Annotated in this window: 21 protein-coding genes; 11 read left to right on the plus strand and 10 right to left on the minus strand. The window is 45.1% G+C overall.

Translation table 11 applies throughout. The annotated features are described in order from the left end of the window. Positions 1-27: 27 nt before the first annotated feature. Together H6F98_RS12200 and H6F98_RS12205 are read right to left on the minus strand one after the other, a co-directional pair. Positions 28-2631, minus strand: coding sequence for a PAS domain-containing protein (locus H6F98_RS12200; RefSeq protein WP_192218959.1), 2604 nt, complete (start codon positions 2629-2631; stop codon positions 28-30). Between the two features lie 525 nt (positions 2632-3156). Beyond that, positions 3157-5967, minus strand: coding sequence for an esterase-like activity of phytase family protein (locus tag H6F98_RS12205; protein ID WP_192218960.1), 2811 nt, complete (start codon positions 5965-5967; stop codon positions 3157-3159). Positions 5968-6464: 497 nt separating this feature from the next. On the opposite strand from H6F98_RS12205, the gene H6F98_RS12210 reads away from it, so the two are divergent. The 3 genes from H6F98_RS12210 (at position 6465) to H6F98_RS12220 (ending at position 8894) form a co-directional block, all read left to right on the plus strand. Next, positions 6465-7178 carry a pentapeptide repeat-containing protein gene (locus tag H6F98_RS12210; protein WP_192218961.1) on the plus strand — a complete coding sequence of 238 codons (714 nt, stop codon included), beginning with the start codon at positions 6465-6467 and terminating at the stop codon, positions 7176-7178. A gap of 79 nt (positions 7179-7257) precedes the next feature. Further along, positions 7258-8613, plus strand: a complete 1356-nt coding sequence (gene glmU / locus H6F98_RS12215) for a bifunctional UDP-N-acetylglucosamine diphosphorylase/glucosamine-1-phosphate N-acetyltransferase GlmU (protein WP_192218962.1) — start codon at positions 7258-7260, stop codon at positions 8611-8613. A gap of 14 nt (positions 8614-8627) precedes the next feature. After that, positions 8628-8894: a Precorrin-3B methylase gene (locus H6F98_RS12220; RefSeq protein WP_192218963.1), complete on the plus strand. Its 267-nt coding sequence runs from the start codon at positions 8628-8630 to the stop codon at positions 8892-8894. A gap of 234 nt (positions 8895-9128) precedes the next feature. Here H6F98_RS12220 and H6F98_RS12225 read toward each other — a convergent pair whose 3' ends face one another. Both H6F98_RS12225 and H6F98_RS12230 read right to left on the minus strand, forming a co-directional pair. Then, positions 9129-9464 carry a PIN domain-containing protein gene (locus H6F98_RS12225; protein ID WP_242058505.1) on the minus strand — a complete coding sequence of 112 codons (336 nt, stop codon included), beginning with the start codon at positions 9462-9464 and terminating at the stop codon, positions 9129-9131. After that, a complete protein-coding gene (locus H6F98_RS12230; RefSeq protein WP_192218964.1) occupies positions 9464-9727 on the minus strand; it encodes an AbrB/MazE/SpoVT family DNA-binding domain-containing protein in 264 nt (87 codons plus the stop codon). The genes H6F98_RS12225 and H6F98_RS12230 overlap by 1 nt, the downstream gene beginning before the upstream one ends. Before the next feature lie 282 nt (positions 9728-10009). Between H6F98_RS12230 and H6F98_RS12235 the strand changes: the two genes are divergently transcribed. Both H6F98_RS12235 and H6F98_RS12240 read left to right on the plus strand, forming a co-directional pair. After that, entirely contained in the window at positions 10010-10333 is a 324-nt protein-coding gene (locus H6F98_RS12235) for a hypothetical protein (protein WP_192218965.1), read from the plus strand. After that, positions 10330-10764 carry a type II toxin-antitoxin system VapC family toxin gene (locus tag H6F98_RS12240; protein ID WP_192218966.1) on the plus strand — a complete coding sequence of 145 codons (435 nt, stop codon included), beginning with the start codon at positions 10330-10332 and terminating at the stop codon, positions 10762-10764. The genes H6F98_RS12235 and H6F98_RS12240 overlap by 4 nt, the downstream gene beginning before the upstream one ends. 188 nt (positions 10765-10952) lie before the next feature. On the opposite strand, the gene H6F98_RS12245 is transcribed toward H6F98_RS12240, so the two are convergent. From H6F98_RS12245 to H6F98_RS12255, 3 genes are read right to left on the minus strand one after another with little or no spacing between them, the layout of a single operon-like run. Then, positions 10953-11507, minus strand: a complete 555-nt coding sequence (locus H6F98_RS12245; RefSeq protein ID WP_192218967.1) for a hypothetical protein — start codon at positions 11505-11507, stop codon at positions 10953-10955. Next, positions 11507-12892 (minus strand): AAA family ATPase, encoded by a 1386-nt coding sequence (locus H6F98_RS12250; protein WP_192218968.1) that lies wholly within the window; start codon positions 12890-12892, stop codon positions 11507-11509. Before H6F98_RS12250 ends, H6F98_RS12245 begins: the two co-directional genes overlap by 1 nt. Positions 12893-12949: 57 nt before the next feature. Beyond that, positions 12950-13231 carry a hypothetical protein gene (locus H6F98_RS12255; RefSeq protein WP_192218969.1) on the minus strand — a complete coding sequence of 94 codons (282 nt, stop codon included), beginning with the start codon at positions 13229-13231 and terminating at the stop codon, positions 12950-12952. 291 nt (positions 13232-13522) lie between these two features. Between H6F98_RS12255 and H6F98_RS12260 the strand changes: the two genes are divergently transcribed. The 3 genes from H6F98_RS12260 (at position 13523) to H6F98_RS12270 (ending at position 14879) form a co-directional block, all read left to right on the plus strand. Further along, the gene (locus tag H6F98_RS12260) at positions 13523-13732 is read left to right on the plus strand and encodes a 2-oxoisovalerate dehydrogenase (protein ID WP_192218970.1); all 210 of its coding nucleotides are present in this window, start codon (positions 13523-13525) and stop codon (positions 13730-13732) included. A 216-nt stretch (positions 13733-13948) separates the two neighbouring features. Further along, positions 13949-14683 (plus strand): FkbM family methyltransferase, encoded by a 735-nt coding sequence (locus tag H6F98_RS12265; protein WP_192218971.1) that lies wholly within the window; start codon positions 13949-13951, stop codon positions 14681-14683. Positions 14684-14735: 52 nt separating this feature from the next. Further along, the gene (locus tag H6F98_RS12270; RefSeq protein WP_192218972.1) at positions 14736-14879 is read left to right on the plus strand and encodes a hypothetical protein; all 144 of its coding nucleotides are present in this window, start codon (positions 14736-14738) and stop codon (positions 14877-14879) included. 5 nt (positions 14880-14884) lie between these two features. On the opposite strand, the gene H6F98_RS12275 is transcribed toward H6F98_RS12270, so the two are convergent. Further along, the gene (locus tag H6F98_RS12275) at positions 14885-15550 is read right to left on the minus strand and encodes an SDR family oxidoreductase (RefSeq protein ID WP_192218973.1); all 666 of its coding nucleotides are present in this window, start codon (positions 15548-15550) and stop codon (positions 14885-14887) included. A 234-nt stretch (positions 15551-15784) separates the two neighbouring features. Here H6F98_RS12275 and H6F98_RS12280 point away from each other — a divergent pair, with 234 nt between their 5' ends. Together H6F98_RS12280 and mrdA are read left to right on the plus strand one after the other, a co-directional pair. Continuing rightward, positions 15785-16417 carry a glutathione S-transferase family protein gene (locus tag H6F98_RS12280; RefSeq protein WP_192218974.1) on the plus strand — a complete coding sequence of 211 codons (633 nt, stop codon included), beginning with the start codon at positions 15785-15787 and terminating at the stop codon, positions 16415-16417. A gap of 172 nt (positions 16418-16589) precedes the next feature. After that, the gene (gene mrdA / locus H6F98_RS12285; protein ID WP_192218975.1) at positions 16590-18401 is read left to right on the plus strand and encodes a penicillin-binding protein 2; all 1812 of its coding nucleotides are present in this window, start codon (positions 16590-16592) and stop codon (positions 18399-18401) included. A gap of 15 nt (positions 18402-18416) precedes the next feature. Here the strand turns inward: mrdA and H6F98_RS12290 are convergent, their stop codons facing one another. Beyond that, entirely contained in the window at positions 18417-19367 is a 951-nt protein-coding gene (locus H6F98_RS12290) for an isoaspartyl peptidase/L-asparaginase (RefSeq protein WP_313929851.1), read from the minus strand. Positions 19368-19451: 84 nt separating this feature from the next. Next, positions 19452-19604 carry a DUF2256 domain-containing protein gene (locus H6F98_RS12295; protein ID WP_192218977.1) on the minus strand — a complete coding sequence of 51 codons (153 nt, stop codon included), beginning with the start codon at positions 19602-19604 and terminating at the stop codon, positions 19452-19454. Between the two features lie 106 nt (positions 19605-19710). Between H6F98_RS12295 and H6F98_RS12300 the strand changes: the two genes are divergently transcribed. Next, positions 19711-20493: an RNA methyltransferase gene (locus H6F98_RS12300; protein WP_192218978.1), complete on the plus strand. Its 783-nt coding sequence runs from the start codon at positions 19711-19713 to the stop codon at positions 20491-20493. Positions 20494-20496 lie beyond the last annotated feature (3 nt).

Consider the following 20496-nt stretch of genomic DNA (forward strand, 5'->3'; position numbering starts at 1 on the left):
CTCTGTATTGAATTTATCATTGTCTTTTTAAAGTTCCACGAGAATAACGCGATCGCGTCCTGTTGTTTTTGCTTCATACAACGCCGCATCAGCCGCCGCAATCAACTTAGCAGGTGTTACACCGGGACAAGGAATCAAACCCGCAACACCTAAACTGAGGGTGACATACTGGCTAACTGTTGAACCAGGATGAGCAAGCCTTAGCTGTCTAATTTGCTGGTGGATGGATTTGGCTAAACAGAAGGCTCCAGCCGCCGTTGTGTGGGGCAAAATCACAGTAAACTCTTCACCTCCATACCGTGCCACTAAATCAGCCGGACGTTTGACACAGCGACGGAGGGCAGTGGCGACTTGTTTGAGGCAATCATCACCCGCTTGATGCCCATATGTGTCGTTGTAAAGCTTGAAAAAATCAATATCACACATGATTAGCGATAGGGGTTGTTGTTCCCTAACAAGACGCCGCCACTCTTGTTCTATGTACTCATCAAACCGACGGCGATTCGCTAACCCAGTTAAGCCATCCAAGGTTGCCAGACGTTTTAATTCTTGATTCGCTACCTCTAGTTGTTGATAGAGTTCTGCTTGTTGAATCGCAATTCCCACTTGAGTCGCGAGTTGTTTAAGTAACTCGATCTCCCACAACTGCCACTGTCTGGGTTGAGTACAATGCTGAGCAACAAGTAATCCCCATAGTTTTTCCCCTTGCAGGAGCGGCACGACCAAATTCGCTTTAACCTGAAACTGGGCTAGTAAATCGACATAGCAAGGAGTCAAATCCGTTGTATAGATATCCTCCACAGCTTGAATTCGACCTTGTCTGTATGGCTCAATACAGAGTTCTTTAACAAAGCAATCATCCTGGATTGTTCGTCCCAGCGTTGGAGTCCACCCTTGCCCAACCGATTCTACAATTACAATCCCACTCCAGTTTGGCTCAAAGCGATAAATAATCACCCGGTCGGTTTGAAGAAACTGCCGCACTTCCGCGACTGTTGTGTTAAGAACCTTGGTAAGGTCAAGAGACTGACGAATCCGTGCTTGAATAGCTCCCATCAGCCGTTCCCTCAAGAATTGCTGTCGTAGAGCCTCGTCAGTCTGTTTGCGTTCAGTAATATCAAAATAAGCGATCGCAACCCCATACCCTTCTAGAGGGATAGGAGCGGCTGTGACACTAATCCAGGAAATTTTATTACCTGGTTTCACTATTCCTTGCTCAATATTTTCAATCAGGCAATTTTCTTTTAAGGCTCTAACACTGGGATACTCTTCCGGTGGCATCGGCGTGCCATCCGAGCGGATAATCTTCCATTCTTCACCATCGTAGTTTCTTTGGATATGTTCTTCGCTTAGAACCCCTAAAATCTTCTCTGAGGCAGGGTTGACTTCAATAATTTTGCCAACTTCATCAGTGATGGAAATACCAATAGGGAAGAGTTGAAACAGCAGTCTGTATTTTTCTCGGCTTTCTCTAAGGGCTTTTTCGGCTTGTTTATTTGCCGTAATATCGGTGAATGTCCCGACGTAACCTTTTACCTCTCCGTTTTCCCCTTTTTCCGCGATCGCTTCTGCTAAAACCCAGGTTATCGCTCCATCCGGGTGCTGAAAACGACATTCAACTTTATAGGGTCGATTTTCATTTCTCATCCGGTTCCATTCTCTAAAAACATGCTTTCGATCATCCGGATGGAGAGCTTTTACCCAACCTTCTCCAAAACTCTCTTCCCAAGACACCCCAGCAAGTTCACACCAGCGATCATTAACGTAAATGCATTGTCCTTGGGCATCGGTGCGGAATATCCCAACGGGTGACATTTTTGCCAGGGTGTAATAGCGGTATTCACTGTCTCGGAGGGCGGCTTCTGCAAGTTTGCGATCGCTAATATCGAGAGCAACTCCGTCTACAATCACATCACCATTACTCATCCGGCAATATCGCGCTCGATCATGTACCCATTTAGTTTGACCGGATGTTGTGATCAGCCGATACTCACAATCAAACGGCTCAAGATTTTGCAGGGCAGTTCTTGCCGCCTGACGGAATTGTGCTTGATCGTCAGGATGAACCAGTTGGAACAAGCACTTTGGCTGTTGCATTGCTTCTTTTGGCTCAATACCAGTGAGTTCCTGTAAACCAGCACTGGCAAAGGGTACACTCACCTTGCCATCAGGGTGCAAAATGGCTCGATAGACTGAGCCAGGTAAATTTGTTGCGATACTTTCAGTCAATTTGGCTAAGGCTTCTAGTTCCTGTTCTCTCTGCTGTAGTGCCTTTGCTGCTGTCTGGTAGCTTTCTGTGTTATCTTCCCAAACTAAAAGAATTTCTGGATTGGTATCTGTATCTGGGATAAGGCGAACCCTAGCTGTGACCCACAACGTTTTGTTATCTTTGCTGTAGACACGGTATTCGCAATCTGCAACAAGTTTTGAGTTGATGGACTTTGCGATCGCATCTGTCTGTTTTTCCTGGTCTTCCGGATGAATCAGGCTAAAGCTGGACTGGTTTGTTAATTCCTCTACCCCATAACCCAGGTAAGCTGCGCCAAACTGACTGACTGAAAGAATTACTCCGGCTGAGTCAATCCTGAAATAAATACACGGAAGACTTTCGTATAAAGTTTGACATCGCATGAGTTCTTACCGCTTCTTGTATAGTTTTTTAACCAGAATTCCGGGACTCGACTTCGTTTTTGGTAGAATTCGCTAATAGATGCCGAAAGAAAATTTGTTTTAAAAAGCATTTTTCTTGAAAATTCTTTCCAGGGTGCTACGTCTCGGATTTAGTGAAAGAAAGATTTTAATACAAATCGCTATTTACGCAAGAGCTAAGAAAAATTAGTGTTCAGCGTATAATTTTTAATGCGGTTAAAGTTAAAACTTTTCAAAGAGCTAAATCAAGTTTTTTTTAAATTTCAGCTCTATCTAATTAGATTAACTAGGAAAATTACAAATAAATATTAGTTAGAAAAATTACTAAGCAATACAGTCAAGGGCGCATAGTGGTGCGCCCTTACAAAAAATTTGGACTTCATTGCTTGAAAAAGGGTATAAAACTAATTCAATTCTTGATGTAATTGTCTAAATACAAAATTGGGTAAGAACGCAAAGCCATGCGTCCCTACCCAAACTTTAATGCAATATCAAAGTGAACCGAGATTAGACAGAGATGAACACAGTAGAGGCGTTATCAATTAGAATACTTGCTTGAACTCCAGTTAAGAAGGCAAGAGTCTCGTCATTAAATCCAATCACGGCATTACTTTCATCTTGTGTGATTGATAACTGACCAAAGGTTAAACCATTGGCTAGACCAATGAAGTCTTCCTGAATTTGGAAGTCGAGAATGGTATCAGTACCTTCACCACTAGCTAGTACGAAGGTATCGCTGCCGTTACCACCGGAGAAGTCATCTCCTACTAAGGTGTCGTTACCCAAACCACCCCGAATCAGGTCATTACCAGCATCGCCCCAGATGAAGTCATCGCCAGCATCGCCGTAAAGCGAATCATTCCCACCTTTCCCACCGATGCGATCGCTTCCTTCCCCACCGTAGATGATGTCATCGCCGCCAACGTCACCACCAGGGGATTTGTCGTTGAGGTCACCCCGCAAGGTATCATCACCCTCTTCACCAAAGATTTGGTCATTCCCCAAACCACCAGCAACGGTATCATCTCCACCACTAGCAAAGATGAAATCGTCAACATTGTCAGCACCAACGAGGGTTTCACTCTCCTGATTGCCTTGGATGATAGTGCGATCGAGGGCGGCAAGACCAACACGTAAATCGAGATTGAGGGGATTCTCTAAATCCAGAAGGATGATTTCGTTGTTATCAATCTCTGGGGGACGCCCAACGGAGAAGGGATAGTTGTTGTCATTAGCAACTAGCAGCGTATCTTCATCAACCACTAACACATCTTCGATAGTGACGAAGGGGAAATCGAAGGTCGTGCTACCATCACCGTTTAGGTCATTGGGGTCACTGATATTGAGCAAATCGACAACTTCTTCTTTGGCAAAAAAGCCCTCGGAATCTTTCTGGGTAAGGTCAATTTTGAAGATTTTTTTGAATTCGGCAGTGTCGGCTTGTCCACTATCCCGTTCAATAACGAGGTATTCATTCTCGTTAATCACAGTAAAATCCCCGATCGCATGGCTAGGGTCTTCTAAGCCATAGAAGCCAGCTAGCCCCGTATAATCAGCCGAGGCGACATCAAACTCGTAGATTCTTAGGGCGTTGTCTGGATCACCTGTAACTGAACCTTCTAACAATGGATACAGTGTTGCTTTGTCAGGGCTAATTGCCATCCCCTCAAAACCTCTGGAACCCCCCAGGTTAGACACTGCTTCACCTGCTAAGACATCAGGGTTATCAGGCGATCGCACAAATTCCCCTGTCACTTCATCACGAACTTCATCGGCTGTTCCTGGGAAGTCGGAGAAGAATCCATCCACTCCCAAGTTGATAAACTGTTCGTACTCCAGTTCTGGATTCCCGTTATAGTCCTCAGTCAAGAAAACATCTTCATCCCGGAAGGTGTAGGGATGCACGAGTAAGCCTGCCGCATGAGCATCTTCAACAACAGGTAAAATCTCACCTGTGAGTCGTTCGGTTACGTCAGCGACACCATCTCCATTCGTATCAATTGGGGTTTCCAAAGGTTCTGTCAGCACAAACGTTCGCTTCCAGGGGCCAATCCCATCGGCATAGGTAGCGACAAAATCTTGGAGACTCTCCCGACTAATCAAATCCCCATAAGTGCGAGAGTCACCACTAGCGACGAAATCATAAGGCTGTACCGAAAACTCATCAAACAACTGCACCAGTGGTAGGTCAATTCCCGCCTCTGCCATCAGTTGTGTCAAATCTTCTTGGAGATTTGTCACTTCAAAGGACTGGATGAACACCCGATCCGGGTCAGTAAACCCAGTTTCTACCAAGGTTTCAATGAGTGGTTCTTCCAGAGACAGTCCAACAGAATCAAAGTAGGTGGGGTGCTTAGTTTCCGGGTAGATGCCAATTACACGACCCGTTTCGGCTTCAACCTGCTTAACCAGGTCAATGATTTCCTCTAAAGTAGGAATTTTTAACCCATCATCATCAAATTCGGTACCCCGGAGTTCTGGTAAACGTTCTCTTGCGTTAAGAGTCTTCAGTTCTTCTAGGGTGAAGTCTTCAGTGAACCAACCCGTGACTTCTTGACCATCAATGATTTTGGTAGTCTCGCGGTCAGCAAATTCTGGGCGGTCAGCAACGTCTGTGGTGCCAGAGATTTCATTTTCATGACGAGCAACCAAGATACCATCTTTAGTGGAAACTAAGTCAGGTTCGATAAAGTCAGCCCCTTGCTCGATCGCAAGTGCATAAGCTTCCAGTGTGTGTTCTGGACGCAAACCACTTGCACCTCGGTGTCCGATAACAATTGGCGCTTCTCCAGTGAGGGTGTTGAGGTCGAAGAAGTTTGGGGTTGGAATTGGCGCATCGAGTAGTTTGCCTGTTGCGTCGAAATGGAGCAAATAGGGGCCAAATTCTTCACCCACCCAGATAGTTCCGTCAGCCGCAAAGACAAAGGATTCCGTGTCAAAATCTGCTCCAGTCAAAAGGCGATCGCTTGTGCCTTCATTCTGAATTTCAAAAGGAACTTTATTGTCAGGGTCAGACAGTTGAATGAAGTCCAAAACCTCGACACTACCATCGCCATTCTCTGCGGTATTAAAACTAGGAGCGAGTTGATAGATTCGGAGGAGGTAATCAGAGCTGTTGGTTCTACTACCGAAGCCATTATCAGAGAGAAACCAGTAAGAATCATTGCTAGCAAACTGAACCCCACTAAAGCCTTGGACTGGTGGGCTTTCAAAGGGACCAGTGCGACCGTTTCCCGAAACATCTTCACCAGTAGGAGGACCTTCAGCGAATGTATCTGCGGGGAGGAGAGCAAAGCCTTCAAGTTGTACGTTAGCCATGTTTCGCTAGGGTCGCTATACCAAAATACTGAGTTGTCACGCCCCATAGCGTCCCATGAGAATATTAATAATTTGCTATAGCAAGTTAAAGAATTAGTCTGAATAAGATTAGCTTTAGGTTAAAAAGGTAAAGTGCATATCAGTGGCTTTTATGCAAGAGTCTTGATGAGACTTTTGTTAATAAAATAAAAAAAATAATTTCTTTAAAAATGTTTCTTGTAAATTCAATAAATATAATCCTAAGAATATCTACATTACTCAAGTGTTTATCTCTGCCTATAGACAGCTAACACTTAAGTTTCATCGTTGTTTTTTTACGAGAGTGCAATCCGGCGCAAGGCGGCAGTGCTTTGCGATCGCATTTCAACTCAGTCGGGAATCCCTACTCATAAAGTAGAACCCCCTTACAGTTTTGATAGCAAGCCATAGGCACAATTTTAGACAGAGTAAGAGCCAAAACGATTTGGCGATTGCTTGCCTCAACACCCATCATCACCATGAAAGACTTTTTAAGAAGAACACATTCTTTAGCTCTAAATCAATTGATTGGGATGAAGCTATTGTCCGGGCATAAACCCGACGTTCTCCTGTTTGACTCCGCAGTTGCCGCTTCTGATATTGCCTTTATGCTCGGTGCTGACTGGGATGGGTGTAACGGGGTTGTCATGCCTAACCGTGATAGGGTAGCTGTTAACACGGCAGCAAACTTGGTAGGAGCTTCATGGTGCCAACAAGGAGACTCAACGGCTTTACTCGCCAGATTAACAACAGATGAATTTTTGAGGCGATACGCTATAGGTGATAGGAATTTCGCCAATGCTAACTTGAGGTGTGCTTTGCTTTGTGAGCAGAACTTGAGCCAATGCAACTTAACTTACGTGAAGCTGAATTTTGCTGACCTGAGTGGGGCAAATCTCAGTGGCGCTGACTTAACGGCAGCAGACTTAAGTGACGCGAACCTGAGTGGAGCAAATCTCAGCCAGACCAGTATGTACAGGACAAACCTAACTAGAGTAAACCTTAGTGAAGTCAACTTAAAAGGAGCAAATCTAAGTAAAGCCTCCTTGAGAGATGCTTGCCTTCATCAGGCAGATTTGACAGGAACAAACCTGAGCTTTGCCGACCTCAGAGGAGCAGCGCTTGATGAAGCGTCCTTGAGTGGAGCTAACTTAACTGGAGCAAAGTTGACACAAGGACAGTTGCCCTTGTAGATCAGCACTGTGGGTAGGTGACTAGCATTTGATCAGTGTTATCATCAGTGAGCGAAAATCTGGAAACTGATAGCTGATCATGGTTGCAGTAGCGATTTTAGCGGCGGGACGTGGAACGCGGATGAAATCTGACCTACCTAAGGTCTGCCACACATTGGGTTCAATGTCCCTCGTTGAACGAGTTCTTCATAGTTGTCTCTCGATTGAACCCTCACGCCGTCTCGTGATTGTCGGCTATCAGAGTAAACAAGTAAAACAATCGTTGAATGCCTTTACTGGTCTTGAGTTTGTCGAACAGACCGAGCAACTGGGAACGGGTCATGCAGCCCAACAACTCCTCCCACACTTGGAAGGCTTCACGGGTGATTTGCTGATTTTGAATGGTGATGTTCCTCTGTTGCGACCCAATACGATTAAACGGTTGCTGGAAACGCATCAAGCCCATCAGAATGCCGCAACTCTCCTCACGGCTCAAATGCCCAATCCTCAAGGCTATGGACGTGTTTTTTGTGATGGTCAAAGTCTGCTGAAACAGATTGTAGAAGACCGAGATTGTACAGCCGCTCAAAAGAAAAACCACCGGATTAATGCAGGAGTGTACTGCTTCAACTGGCCGCAACTGGCAAAAGTCCTGCCGCAACTGCAAGCGAATAATGACCAGAAAGAGTATTACCTGACTGATGTGGTGAACTACCTGGAGCCTGTAATGGCGTTGGATGTTGAGGATTACCAGGAAATTCTTGGGATTAATGACCGCAAGCAGCTTGCGAATGCTTATGAGATTTTGCAAACACGGGTAAAAGATGCCTGGATGAGTGCGGGAGTAACGCTAGTCCACCCAGGCACGATTACGATTGATGACACTGTGGAATTGGAACCGGATGTGCTGATTGAACCTCAAACTCATCTGCGAGGGAAAACGGTAATTGGTTCCGGTAGCCGTATTGGGCCAGGGAGTATGATTGAAAATAGCCAGTTGGGTCAGAATGTAACAGTGCTGTATTCAGTCGTGAGTGACAGTGTTGTTAAAGATGGCACTCGGATTGGGCCTTACACTCATCTACGGGGTCATGTGGAAGTGGGGGAATCCTGTCGGGTAGGAAATTTTGTAGAACTGAAAAATTCGACATTAGGCGATCGCACAAACGTTGCTCATTTATCTTATTTGGGAGATGCAACCCTTGGGACACGAGTCAACGTTGGTGCAGGGACAATTACGGCTAACTACGATGGGGTAAAGAAGCATCGTACAGAAATTGGCGATCGCACAAAAACTGGCTCTAATAGTGTGCTTGTTGCGCCTGTTACCTTAGGAGAAGATGTTACTGTTGCTGCTGGTTCTGTCGTGACAGAAGATGTGCCTGATGATTCTCTAGTTGTTGCGCGTGCGCGTCAGGTTGTTAAACCGGGTTGGCGTCTAAAATCTCAAGAATAAAAGCGTTCAGAAGTATGAAGAAGCCGGAAAATCCTCTTACGGGAGAAGCACTAGTTAAGGAAGTCTGTCGGCGGATTCGGGTTGCCCGTAGCTACTGGGATGCTCATAATAACGCTGCCTGTCGGGGAGAACGGGATCGCGCTTTAGCGCTTTACAACACGCTGACTAAAGAACAAAAAGACCAGATTCCGCAGCAGTTGCGGGTGTGGCTTCGCTACCGCAGTGAAAAATATTTTGGCGCACACCGAACACCACCCAAGTCGAAACGAAAGTCGAAATAATACTTTCCTTGGGTTGTGGGGGAAATGCGATCACCTGCTTTTGCTATTGGGACGTTTCTTTTGAGTACTATATACAAATCGGTTTGATCGGTTGGCGAGGGCGACCGCGCTAGCCTTCCGCCTCTGGGTTCGCAATTGCTTGGGGATGAACCACTACAATTTCATAGATGCTTCGGAAATCATCTGGGTTAAACGTCAGTAAATGCGTTACACCATGCACTAACATCACAGCAACTAACGAGCATCATGTACACGTTTACCCTGAAGTTGATAATTTGTCACCAAATTGAACCAGTGGGGAAATATTTGTGGCGTTTCCTCAAGCTGCGGAAACTGATTTAAAATCTGCTCAATTTCAGTACGAGTTTGTTCGACACTCCACCCCAAACCATTGACAGTTGCTGGACGAGTTGCAACAACCCAAAATTCGATAATGTTCTGGCTGGTGATAAAAACGCGATTTCGTTGCCTTAGAAGAGTAGCTGTTGCTCTACCAGCTAATAAGTTCACGGGTGATGTCCTGTCACTCATACGAAGCAAAATGTTGGTATCGAGGAGATAGTCAGTCATTAGTCGTAGATGTTTTCCCGACGTAAAGCTTCATCAGGTAGGTTTGCCCCATTCTGATGACTTTGTACCCACTGCATTAATCGTTCCGCACGTTCTTCAGGTGTGGCGGTTGCCCAAAAGGGTTGCTCTGGGGGAACGGGGGACAGGATTAAGCGATCGCTTTCCACCTCTACCACGAAGCGAGTATTGGGTTGAATTGCCTGTAAAATTTCGGCGGGTAGTTGTAACGTTCCTGCTTCACTCACTTCAACGATCGAAGACATTGCTATCGCCTCCAAGCAATCAATAAGGTGTCTGTTTAGGGCTATTTTACTGATTTTGTCAATAAGCTACGATAGCCGCTTTGCGAACCAAGTCGAAACGACAGTCGAAGTAGTACTTTGCTTGTATTGTGGGGGAAATGCGATCGCACTGTGAACCAGAGGTTTATCTGAAGTGAGGGGCGATATAGCTCTACACCATACAGTTTGAACTTGGTAGAGTAGTTACAGATTGACTCCGCTATTGGATGGATCAGCTCTCCGATTTTATAAAACATGGATATCATGCTTTCCTCTACGTCAGCGTTTAATCTTCATGTTTTGTTAGAGCAAACTGCGACAGGGCGAACCATTGCGTCGATCGCTGAACTAGCGAACTGCCAGGTAGAGGCAGACACACGGAAGGAAGCACTACAAGCAATTCAAGAACTGGTGAGCGATCGCCTAAGTAGCGTTGAAGTTTTGCCACTAGAAATCTCTCTTAAAGAGCCTGTTCGAGAAAATCCGTGGACAGAGTTTATTGGAATGTTTGAGGGGGATGCTGAGTTTGCCCAGATGGCAGCACAATGGCAGGCGGAACGCGACCAGGATGCAGATGATGCGATATGAGTCTTTGGATTTTTGATACCGATCATGTTTCGCTACTGTTGGGGCGGCATCCACAGGTCAGTCGTCGGGTAGCTGAAGTGGGAGCAGATGTCGCGATTACAGTTGTGACTGTTCAAGAGCTTTTTAATGGTTGGGTAGTGCGAATCAATGATGCGAAAGACACGCAAGATTTGGTACGGCTATATAGCAAGCTGAACCGCACGATCGCACTGTGTAAACGAGTACCCGTGGCAGGTTTTGATCAAGCTGCTGGCGATCGCTATCAACAAATGCTGATTGAAATCCCTTCGTTGTCAAAAAAGCGCTTGCAAAAGGATATGCGAATTGCTGCAATCGCATTATCAATTAAGGCAATTGTTGTTACACGCAATTATCGGGATTTTTCTCAGGTTCCAGGGTTACTTTTGGAGGATGGGACTCAGGAAAGGTGAGCGATCGCCAATTCATTACGCTACGATGGTCGCTAGGCGAACCGCCAAAGGCATCGCACCAGTGAGCTTTGATTGAATTATGGCGTCGAAATAGGATTGTGAGGAGGGTGCGAACACGCTTCGTGCTACATAATTGTTAGCCTGCTTTTGCTATCTAGAAGTTTCTTTTGAAAACTCCGATCTCTCTTTTAAAGAAGACGATTGAAGTGAAGACCTTTTGGAGAAGTAACTTTCAACATTCGATCTGGGCGATCATGTGTGTTAGTTTTACCGGAAGAACGAGTTGGTCTTTTGGAAATACTGATATTCCTGACACTGACGAAACGATACACATAATCTTTGAGAAAATCTTGATGCTCCCAAAATGACTGCCCAATTTCCCGGCAATAGGCAACGAAACACTGTGCTCCTTTAAGTTGTTGAATGATTTCCTTCTCTGTACCTCCCTTTCCCGACTTCATCTCAATGCAAATGATAACTCTTGCCTCATCATTATCGGCTATTATGACAAAATCTGCACGTTTACACTCACATTTTGAATCAGCAAATATCCCCTTTGGTGCCGTAAAGGTGTCTGCTTTGATAACAATAGTTTGATCGTCATCGGGCATTCCATAGATTGTCACTGAATAGTCAGCAGGTGGAGGTTCTTTGAGTATGACTTTCTTTTTGTTGCGATCATTTTGTAATGGCACTGTAGCAGTTTTCTTGATCATTTCTTTGAGGATGGCAATGTCAGACATTACTCCTCACCCCAGACAATTGCTTCCTGAATCCGGTTCATTGTTTCAATCGTGCTGTCAAAGCTGCGAGCTTCGATACCCAGTTCTGAGCTAATATCGGCTAGTGTCAGGGTTTGGCATTTAGTCCGTCTTGATTTACCCTCTAATATTATCGGTACCTCTTCTGCAATATAAACTTTGATCTTTTCAGAGGAAAGTAGTTCTTCTGCTCGATAACCTTCTTCTTGAGCGATCCGCTTGAGATGGGGTTTGTCATGGTTAAGCATAATCAGTGTATTCAGTTCTTTGATGATGTAATCACTATGGGTAGTAATGAAAACTTTAATACCGAGGTTGACTAGTCGGGCGAAAAGCCGTGCAACACGGCGCTGGTTTTCCGGGTGTAGGTTCAATTCAGGTTCATCTACCATGAGCAAATCACCTTGCTGGGCTTCGTGTCTCAAGTAAAAGCCGATATCTAGCAGAGAACGCACGGCGCTAGAACTTTCATCCATAGAAAGCTTGACCCGTTTACCCTTCGGCACATAGTAAAGCTCATCGTTGCGGGTGACGGTGTACTCGCCGCCAATGATGTCAGCAAAATCAGCCAGTATATCGGAATGGTTTTCGGCAATAAAACTGATTTTTTTAACAAGGGTTTCAAGTTGCCGGGTAAACTCTACATTTGTCTTTATCGGTAAGGCATAATCATCATAATCTTTAAATAGAAGCTCCATTGGATCGATATTTTTGTCAGCCTGACCCATTTCTTCAAGCAGGCGATTACGGGCAAAATTTAGCTCTTTGCGAAAAATAGCAGCACCAGTTCGTTCTGCGCTGGCGATGAAAGGGCGAGGGAAAAATTGAGCAAAAATGATGTCTTTGAGAGCATCAGAAATGATACGTTTAAGGACATCAGTGGGAATTGTTACTTTCTCTTTATTAACAAGTAAAGTGACAACTAAATCCGTGCTTTCTTCACTTTTTGTAAGGGAAAATAATTCTGCATTCGCAGCTCTCATTTTTAAGTCAAATTTGCTTTTAAGACTAATATTTTTAATATCGAGTATTACCTGAAATTTGGTTGTTTTAAATCGTTCTGCCTGTGCTGCAAAAATCTTCGGTAACTGCTGGGTATATGCTTGACAACCTTTGACAACAATCTGTTCAGATTTTTGAACATATTCTTGTATGTCAAGACGAATTACGCCATCTGCAAGTAGCTGCTCGATCTTATCTTCGTTGATTTTGATCGGAAACATTCGCCTCCAAGTAGACAAAAATCCAAACAACGCATAAGTAGCGTATGTCTTGCCAGTATTGTTGCAGCCACAAATGAGCGTTAGATCGCCAATAGTGAATTCGGCTTGCTTCAAAGCACCAAGATTTTTGAGCTTAATTTTCATTGCCGTATTTCTTAAATATTCAGAAGTATTCTCAAGTTTTTGTCGAAAATAAGTTGGTTATTGTGTAACTATCCCACGATAATTCCAAAGCGTCTCTTGGGGGAGGTTACTCTTAGCCTCATCATCAAGAGCTTCTGCAATTCCCTGATCGTCAAGAATAATCGGGTCATCCGCACAGATACCATAGAGAGCTTCTAATGATGGTTCAATAGTCGTTAACGATGGAACAGGCCGATAAATCACCATTACTTCCACATCCTGCTCTCTTAGCCCAACGGGAATCTCAAGATAGAGGATGCCATCTTGTCCAACACGCTGCCGTACTTTAATGCTCTCCATTGTCCTTGGCTCCGTGCTTACAACCTAGAACCCCAATGCACCTAAAAACAGAGGCAATACCTTGCCTTCATCTACTATGACACCAAACTCAACGGCTATCCACGCAGTGACAAGCTCTCAACCCAGCATAGAATAGCGAATAGTGTAGTTATTGCGTGGCTCTTGCTGTGGCAACTATCACGATTGAAATTCCAGACGACCTCTCAGAACAACTAACTCAAGAAGAAACTCAAACGCACTTTATCGTTTGATGTAGAACTTGATGACCCAACATCCGAAGCAGAAAGTAGCATGACAGAAATTATTTTTTGGGTTGAAGATGATCCTGAAGGGGGCTATGTAGCTAGGGCGATCGGTGAATCGATTTTCACGCAAGCCGACAGCATTCAAAAACTCCGAGAACTGGTTAAAGATGCTGTTCATTGTCATTATCCTGATGAAGCGACCCGCCCGAAACTAATTCGTTTACACATCGTACATGATAAGGTCATTGCTTCATGAAGCTGCCCAGAGATTTGTCTGGTGAAGCGTTGGCAAATCTTCTCTTAACATTTATCACCGTTGCGAAGCGAAGGGACAAAGTTTCGCTTCGCAACGGTGATAAATGTTAAGAGCGATTAATTTGTTGAGATTTTATTTTTAGCTTAGCAAAAGTGGCTGCTATTCAGCTTACAATACTACGAATTTCACTAACCAACCTACCAAATAAAAAGTGCAATGAAGCGAGAACTATCTAATTTAATAAAACTTCTATACAGTGCAGTAATGATGTCCTTTTTTGGATTCAAAAACAAGTATTTTAAACTAATCAATAAAGATTATGACTACACTAAGTTTCATTCACAATTTGGAGAAGATAGATATATTGTAGAGAATATAGAGTTTTTGCAAAAAGGAGTTTTCATAGATATTGGAGCAGGTCATCCAACTTATCTTTCAAACAGTTACTTTTTTGAAGAAAATGGCTGGAAATGTATCTGTATTGATGCCGATATTAATCAAATTGAATTACTCAAAAGAGAACGCTTAAACGTAGAATGGGCTGCTATTTCCCTTCAAGAAGGAGAAATAAGCTTTAATCAATCTTTCTTGCCAGAGTTATCCTCTACTTTGCAAAAGGATAAATATGAGGGACTAATTAAAATTCCATTTAGAGATTCTGTAAGAGTTCCAGCTTTCAGACTAGAAACTTTACTTAATAAATATAATATTGGGACGATTGATATATTAGATATAGATGTTGAAGGAACTGAACTAGAAGTCTGGAAAAGTTTTGATTATGAAAAGCACAAACCTAAAGTTGTAATCATCGAATACTACGGATTAGGTTTGGGTGATAACTCTGAAAATTTTAAAAACTTTTTTGCAAAACTTCCTTATAAGCTTGTTCATACTACTTGTACGAATTTCATTTTCGTTAATCAAGAAACATCAGTTAAATTCTTAAGATAGCTAAAAATAGTGAAAAATACTTTGGGACACACCGAACGCCACCCAAGGCGAGGTGAAAGTCGAAATAGTACTTTCCTCGCCTCGCAAGGAAACTGCGATCGCTCAAATATCTCGCAGAGTAGATAGGGGACACTATGCAGAGGCTACACCAACGTCCTTCGCTGAAATTGGGGCAGAATCTATCATCCTCAACTAAGGCATCTACCAGGGCAGCACCTCACCATTAGCGTGCCAAAAAGTACCTGTATTCTCCAGCGTCAACTCATCAATCCGCTTCAACAACCCCTTCACAGACTCTTCCGGCGTAATGCCACCCGATGTAAAATTCGTCATGCGGGTTTGAACTAAGCCTGGATGCAGAATTGCCACCGCAATCCCACGCCCTTTGAGGTCATGAGCCAGGGATTTGCCAGCCATCGACAACGCAACCTTCGACATCCGGTAGCCATAGGAACTGCCAGAGGTATTATCTGCGATCGATCCCATCCGACTGGTCATCAGCGCAATCTTGGAACCCGCTTTGAGGTTGGGAAGGAGTGCATGGGTTACTCGTAGGGCACCGATCGCATTCACCTCGAACTGTTCGCGAATACTGTCAAAATCAAGGTCTTCCAGCGTTACGCGCTTGATAATTCCCGCATTATTAATCAGGACATCGATCGCAGTACCATCAAGGAGATCGCATAAATCTGCAACCGAAGCATCCGAAGTGATATCAACGCCATCTTCTACCTGCACGCCCAAATCTCTCAATTCCGTAGTGCCAGTGCGACAAGCTGCAATCACTGTATCTCCCCGTTCTTTGAGTTGATGGCAGTATTCGTAACCGATACCACGATTTGCCCCTGTAATCAAATAAGTCGCCATAGAAAGCCTCCAAAAAGCATTTGAGATCTTTGGGTACTGTATCAATTGATTGACCGACAAATGGCTGTTATTTAACTCGAACTGACATTGATTAGATTTCCAGCTACATTTAGCTTTCACGCCCAGATTGCTTAAAACAGCATAATCGCTAGTTCTCCTCCTACTAGCTGAGGCGATCGCAGTTATTGAGCGAGTACTCTTGTTACTGTTGAATTTTTGGGAAATTTACAGATAATGGCAACAATCACTGTTTACGGCACTCCTGTGAGTACTTATGTTCGTACTGTCCGGTTGCTTCTTGAGGAAGCAAGCGCAGAGTATGACCTCAAAAGTGTCGGTATTTTCAACGGTGAAAACGACTCATCCGAGTACCGAGCCAAAAATCCGTTTGGTAAAGTCCCGACCCTCGAAGTGGATGGGGAACTACTTTATGAGACGGCTGCCATTACCGACTATCTCGATACTGTCGTAGCCAGTAACAAGTTCAGCCCATCTAATCCGCTGTCCAAGGCTCGGATGCGCCAAATTATGGCTATTGTTGATAGCTATTTCTATTCATCTGCGATCACGACAATTGTGATACAGCGTCTAATTGTGCCAAATCAGGGTGGCAAAACAGATGAGGACGCGGTGAAAAATGCGATCGCGCCGGCAAAAACAGCAGCAGAGGCGATCGAGTCGCTCACTGTTGGTAGTCCATATCTGCTAGGCAGCGAATTGAGCATCGCCGATTTCTACCTGATTCCAATTTTTATCTACCTCTCGCAGACACCAGAGTTTGATGCAATTACCGCTCAAACTCCTAAATTGAGGACTTGGTGGGATCAGGTCAATAAGCTCAAGAGCGTGAACCAAGTTTGCGCGTAACTTCTAATCTCCCTGCCTTATTAATTTCCTATCTTGCTTACCAGCGAAATGGCTACGAAATTAATACTCTCGTTCCTCTAAACCCGTCCTTTAACGAGTTGCGATTTGAGTTATGTCCTTAATTTGCTATATAGTCTCCTTTTGGACTTAACTCGCTGAAATCTTCTAAGCTATGACCTTGATTCAATCCTCCTCACCGGGGCGGCATACTACCTCTCGTAGCGTTGGACGCAACTACCAATCTCTGTTTGTCATGCTAATCGTTAGCGTTTTCCTACTAGGAGGAATTGGCTCTCGTCTTGCATACTTACAGATAATTCAGGGAGAACAAAATCGGCAACTAGCAGAAGATAATCGAATTCGTCTAATTCCAAAGCCACCCGTGCGGGGAAATATTTTTGACCGTAAGGGCAAAATATTAGCAAGTAGCCGCTTGTCTCACTCAGTATTTCTCTGGCCGATCGCACTTAAGCCAAACGAGTGGCCCCAAACCCTCAAACGCCTCTCAGAGCTTTTAAATATTCCCCAAGAAGAAATTCAAAAACGTGTAGAACGAGAGGGCTTTAACTCGCCTTCGCTCATCCGGATTGCCCGTGGTCTTAGCCCCGCTCAGATTACAGCCCTCGAAGAATACAGTGACCAACTCGAAGGCGTAGAAGTTGATATTGAAGCTGTGCGGAACTATCCCAACGGGGATTTAGCTGCTCATGTTCTCGGCTACACGGGTGAACTGAATGACGAAGAGTTTGCCGAACGAAAAGCTGAAGGCTATCGTCTGGGTGACATCGTTGGTCAAATGGGTGTCGAAGAGGCTTTTGAGCAACAGCTACGAGGAGAATGGGGCGGTCAGCAGGTCGAGGTTGATGGTGCAGGTCAAGTGCTGCGGATTCTGGGGCAAAAAGAAGCCAAAGCGGGTAAAGACATCACTCTTACTCTTGACCTCGACCTCCAGAAAGCCGCAGAAGCGGCATTAGGCAATCATAAAGGTGCAATTGTTGCACTCAATTCTAACAATGGTGCGGTTCTAGCCATGGTCAGCCGCCCGACCTATGACCCCAATCTCTTTTCCACCCGAATTACTCCAGATACTTGGAAGCAGCTACAGAGCAAAGACCACCCCTTTGTCAACCGGGCGCTACGAGGTTTTGCTCCTGCCAGTACCTTCAAAATTGTGACGACTACGGCTGGAATTGAATCAGGCAAATATTCTCCTCGTACAGTTTTGCAAACCTACCCTTCCATAACGATTGCGGGAACAACATTTGCAGATTGGAACCACGCGGGATTCGGTCCATTGGGATTTGCGGGGGCACTGGCTTGGAGTAGTGATACCTTCTTTTATCAAATTGGTAGAGGAATTGGCGGAGAAACCTTAATTGATTGGACACGAAAATATGGCTTTGGTCAAAAAACAGGAATTGAGTTAGCACCAGAAGAAGCCGCCGGATTAGTTGCAGATGATGCTTGGAAGCGGAAGCAATTTAACTGGGAGTGGACAGTTGGAGATACGGTGAATATGTCGATCGGTCAAGGTTTTCTGCAAGCCACACCCCTGCAAGTTGCCGTGATGTTTGCTGTACCTGCCAATGGCGGCGATCGCATTAAACCTCACCTGCTCAAAGATAATGAAGAGTCGAGGAATTGGCGAAAATCGTTGGATATCAAACCAGAAACAGTACAGGTACTGCGCCAAGGTCTACGGCAGGTTGTCAGTAGTGGCACAGGTAAAGCAATGGACGTGCCAACGCTTCCCCCAACCTCCGGAAAAAGTGGAACGGCTGAGGCACCTCCAGGTCTGTCTCACGCTTGGTTTGGCGCGTATGCACCTGCTGATAAGCCAGAGATTGTAGTGGTAGCCTTTGCGGAACATTCAGGCGGGGGTGGAGGGAAAGTCGCTGCGCCAATGGTACGCCAGGTAATGGAATCTTACTTCAAGCCAAAAAAGCCCGCTGAATCTACTAAAGCGAAGCAGAAAACACCCTAGTACTGGACTGGTACTCTAGAGGGTTTGCACATCCTCCGTCATTTCCAGAGTGTCTCCCATCAGATCACCTGTATGATAAGCCGACAGCAGAACCTGGCTTGTTTTCCCCCAAGCGATCGCACCTGTGGCATCAATCGCGATCGCACCGAAATCTCGGTGATTTTCCCTTGCTTCTGTAAAGGAACGCTTCATCGACTCAACCAGGGATAAACCGTCAGTGACACGCACGACAATCCGCGCTGCTAGACACTCATCAATGATGTCTTCTCCAATCCCTGTACAGCTAACGGCTGCCTTTTTCGTCGCATAGTTGCCTGCTGGCATTGCACAGTCACTGACGCGACCAATTCGTTCAAAGCCTTTACCACCCGTAGATGTCCCAGCGACGAGACATCCGTGAGTATCCAAAGCCACGACACCAATTGTTCCACGTCCCGCCTCAGCAGGCTTAACTAATTCTGTTTCCGCAACGACACCCGCCATCGTCTTGTCAAAATTTTCTTGCCGTTCCAGCATCCACTCTCCCAATCGCAAGTCAGTGAGGGGATTGTAAAGGGGTGTATTGAGTTCTCGCATCAGTTCTGCTGCCCCATACTCAGAAAGCACTCGGTCAGCCGAATCTTGCAAAAATGTGGCGAGTTCAATCGGATTTTGGACTCTTGAAACATTAATTACACCACTGAAGCGCTGAAACTTACCTTCCATCAACGCTGCACTCATGCGGATTTGCCCATCCGATTGCAAAACTGAACCTGTTCCCGCATTAAAACGAGGGTCATCCTCCAACAGTTGACAGCCTCGCACAACCGCATCCCGTGCATCAGCACCACTTAACAATAAGGAATAAACATCCTCAATGATTGTATAGAGCGATTGGCGCACCGCGTCCGCTCCGGCTTTGCCCTTGAGGGAACTACCAGCACCGCCATGAATAATAAGTTTAGGTTGCACCTGATTGACTGATATAACAAAGTATGAATTCTGAAGGATGACGTGTGAAGTGTCAAGTACGAAAAGTTAAGGAATTAAGACAATTGACTAGCTATATAGCTAATTGGCTTGAGATTTACGTCGGCGGCAGCGTTCTGAACAGTACTTCACATCATCCCAGCACTCTGCCCATTTTTTTCGCCAAGTGAATGGGCGCCCACAAACGGGGCAAATTTTTGTCGGTAGGTCTGATTTAGAGCGCTGACGTACCATACTTAAGTTGACAAGTAGATTATCTATTTAATTGTAAAGAAGTATTAAATATCTATGAATATGAATTCTCTTCTCTCTCACTACTTTTCAAGTTAGAAGGCTCACGATGGGTTTAGCAAGAGTCAAGATTGTTTTGGTAGAACCTGCTGGGGCATTGAACGTAGGTTCAGTTGCCCGTGTGATGAAGAATATGGGACTGAGTCAGCTAGTGCTAGTAAATCCTCAGTGTGATCCACTGGGGGTAGAAGCACGGCAGATGGCAGTTCATGGCGTAAATATTTTGGAAACAGCGCAGCAGGTGGAGACATTGCCGTTGGCTTTAACAGGATGTCAACGTGCGATCGCAACGACTGCCCGTGTCCGCAGTCTCTCAACTCAACTGGAACACCCCAGAGTGGCACTGCCCTGGTTACTCGAAGAAGCCGTAACTTCGGCATTAATTTTTGGGCCAGAATACCGGGGATTGAGCAATGTTGAACTCAATTATGCCCAGCGATTTGTCTGTATTCCCTCCAGTGCCGACTATCCCTCCTTAAACCTTGCTCAGGCGGTTGCTGTTTGCTGTTACGAACTGTTTCAGATTACTCAAGGATTTCCAGAAGTCGAGCCTCAAAATTTCTTACCGACTCCCCAACCGATCGATGCTGCCCCGCTCGAAGTTTTGGAAGGCTACTACGAACACTTGGAAGCTGTTTTATTAAAAATTGGTTATCTCTTTCCTCATACGGCAACAGCGCGAATGGAGAAGTTCCGAAGCCTGTTCAACCGTGCCACACCGACGGCCGGGGAAGTGGCAATGCTTAGAGGTATTCTCCGCCAGATGGAATGGGCGCTACAATGTCTGCCAACACCTATTGTGGGTCATGGCTCAGAGCCAAATGAGTTCTAAAAT

The sequence above is a fragment of the Microcoleus sp. FACHB-SPT15 genome (assembly GCF_014849525.1).
Classification (GTDB): domain Bacteria; phylum Cyanobacteriota; class Cyanobacteriia; order Cyanobacteriales; family Coleofasciculaceae; genus Symplocastrum; species Symplocastrum torsivum.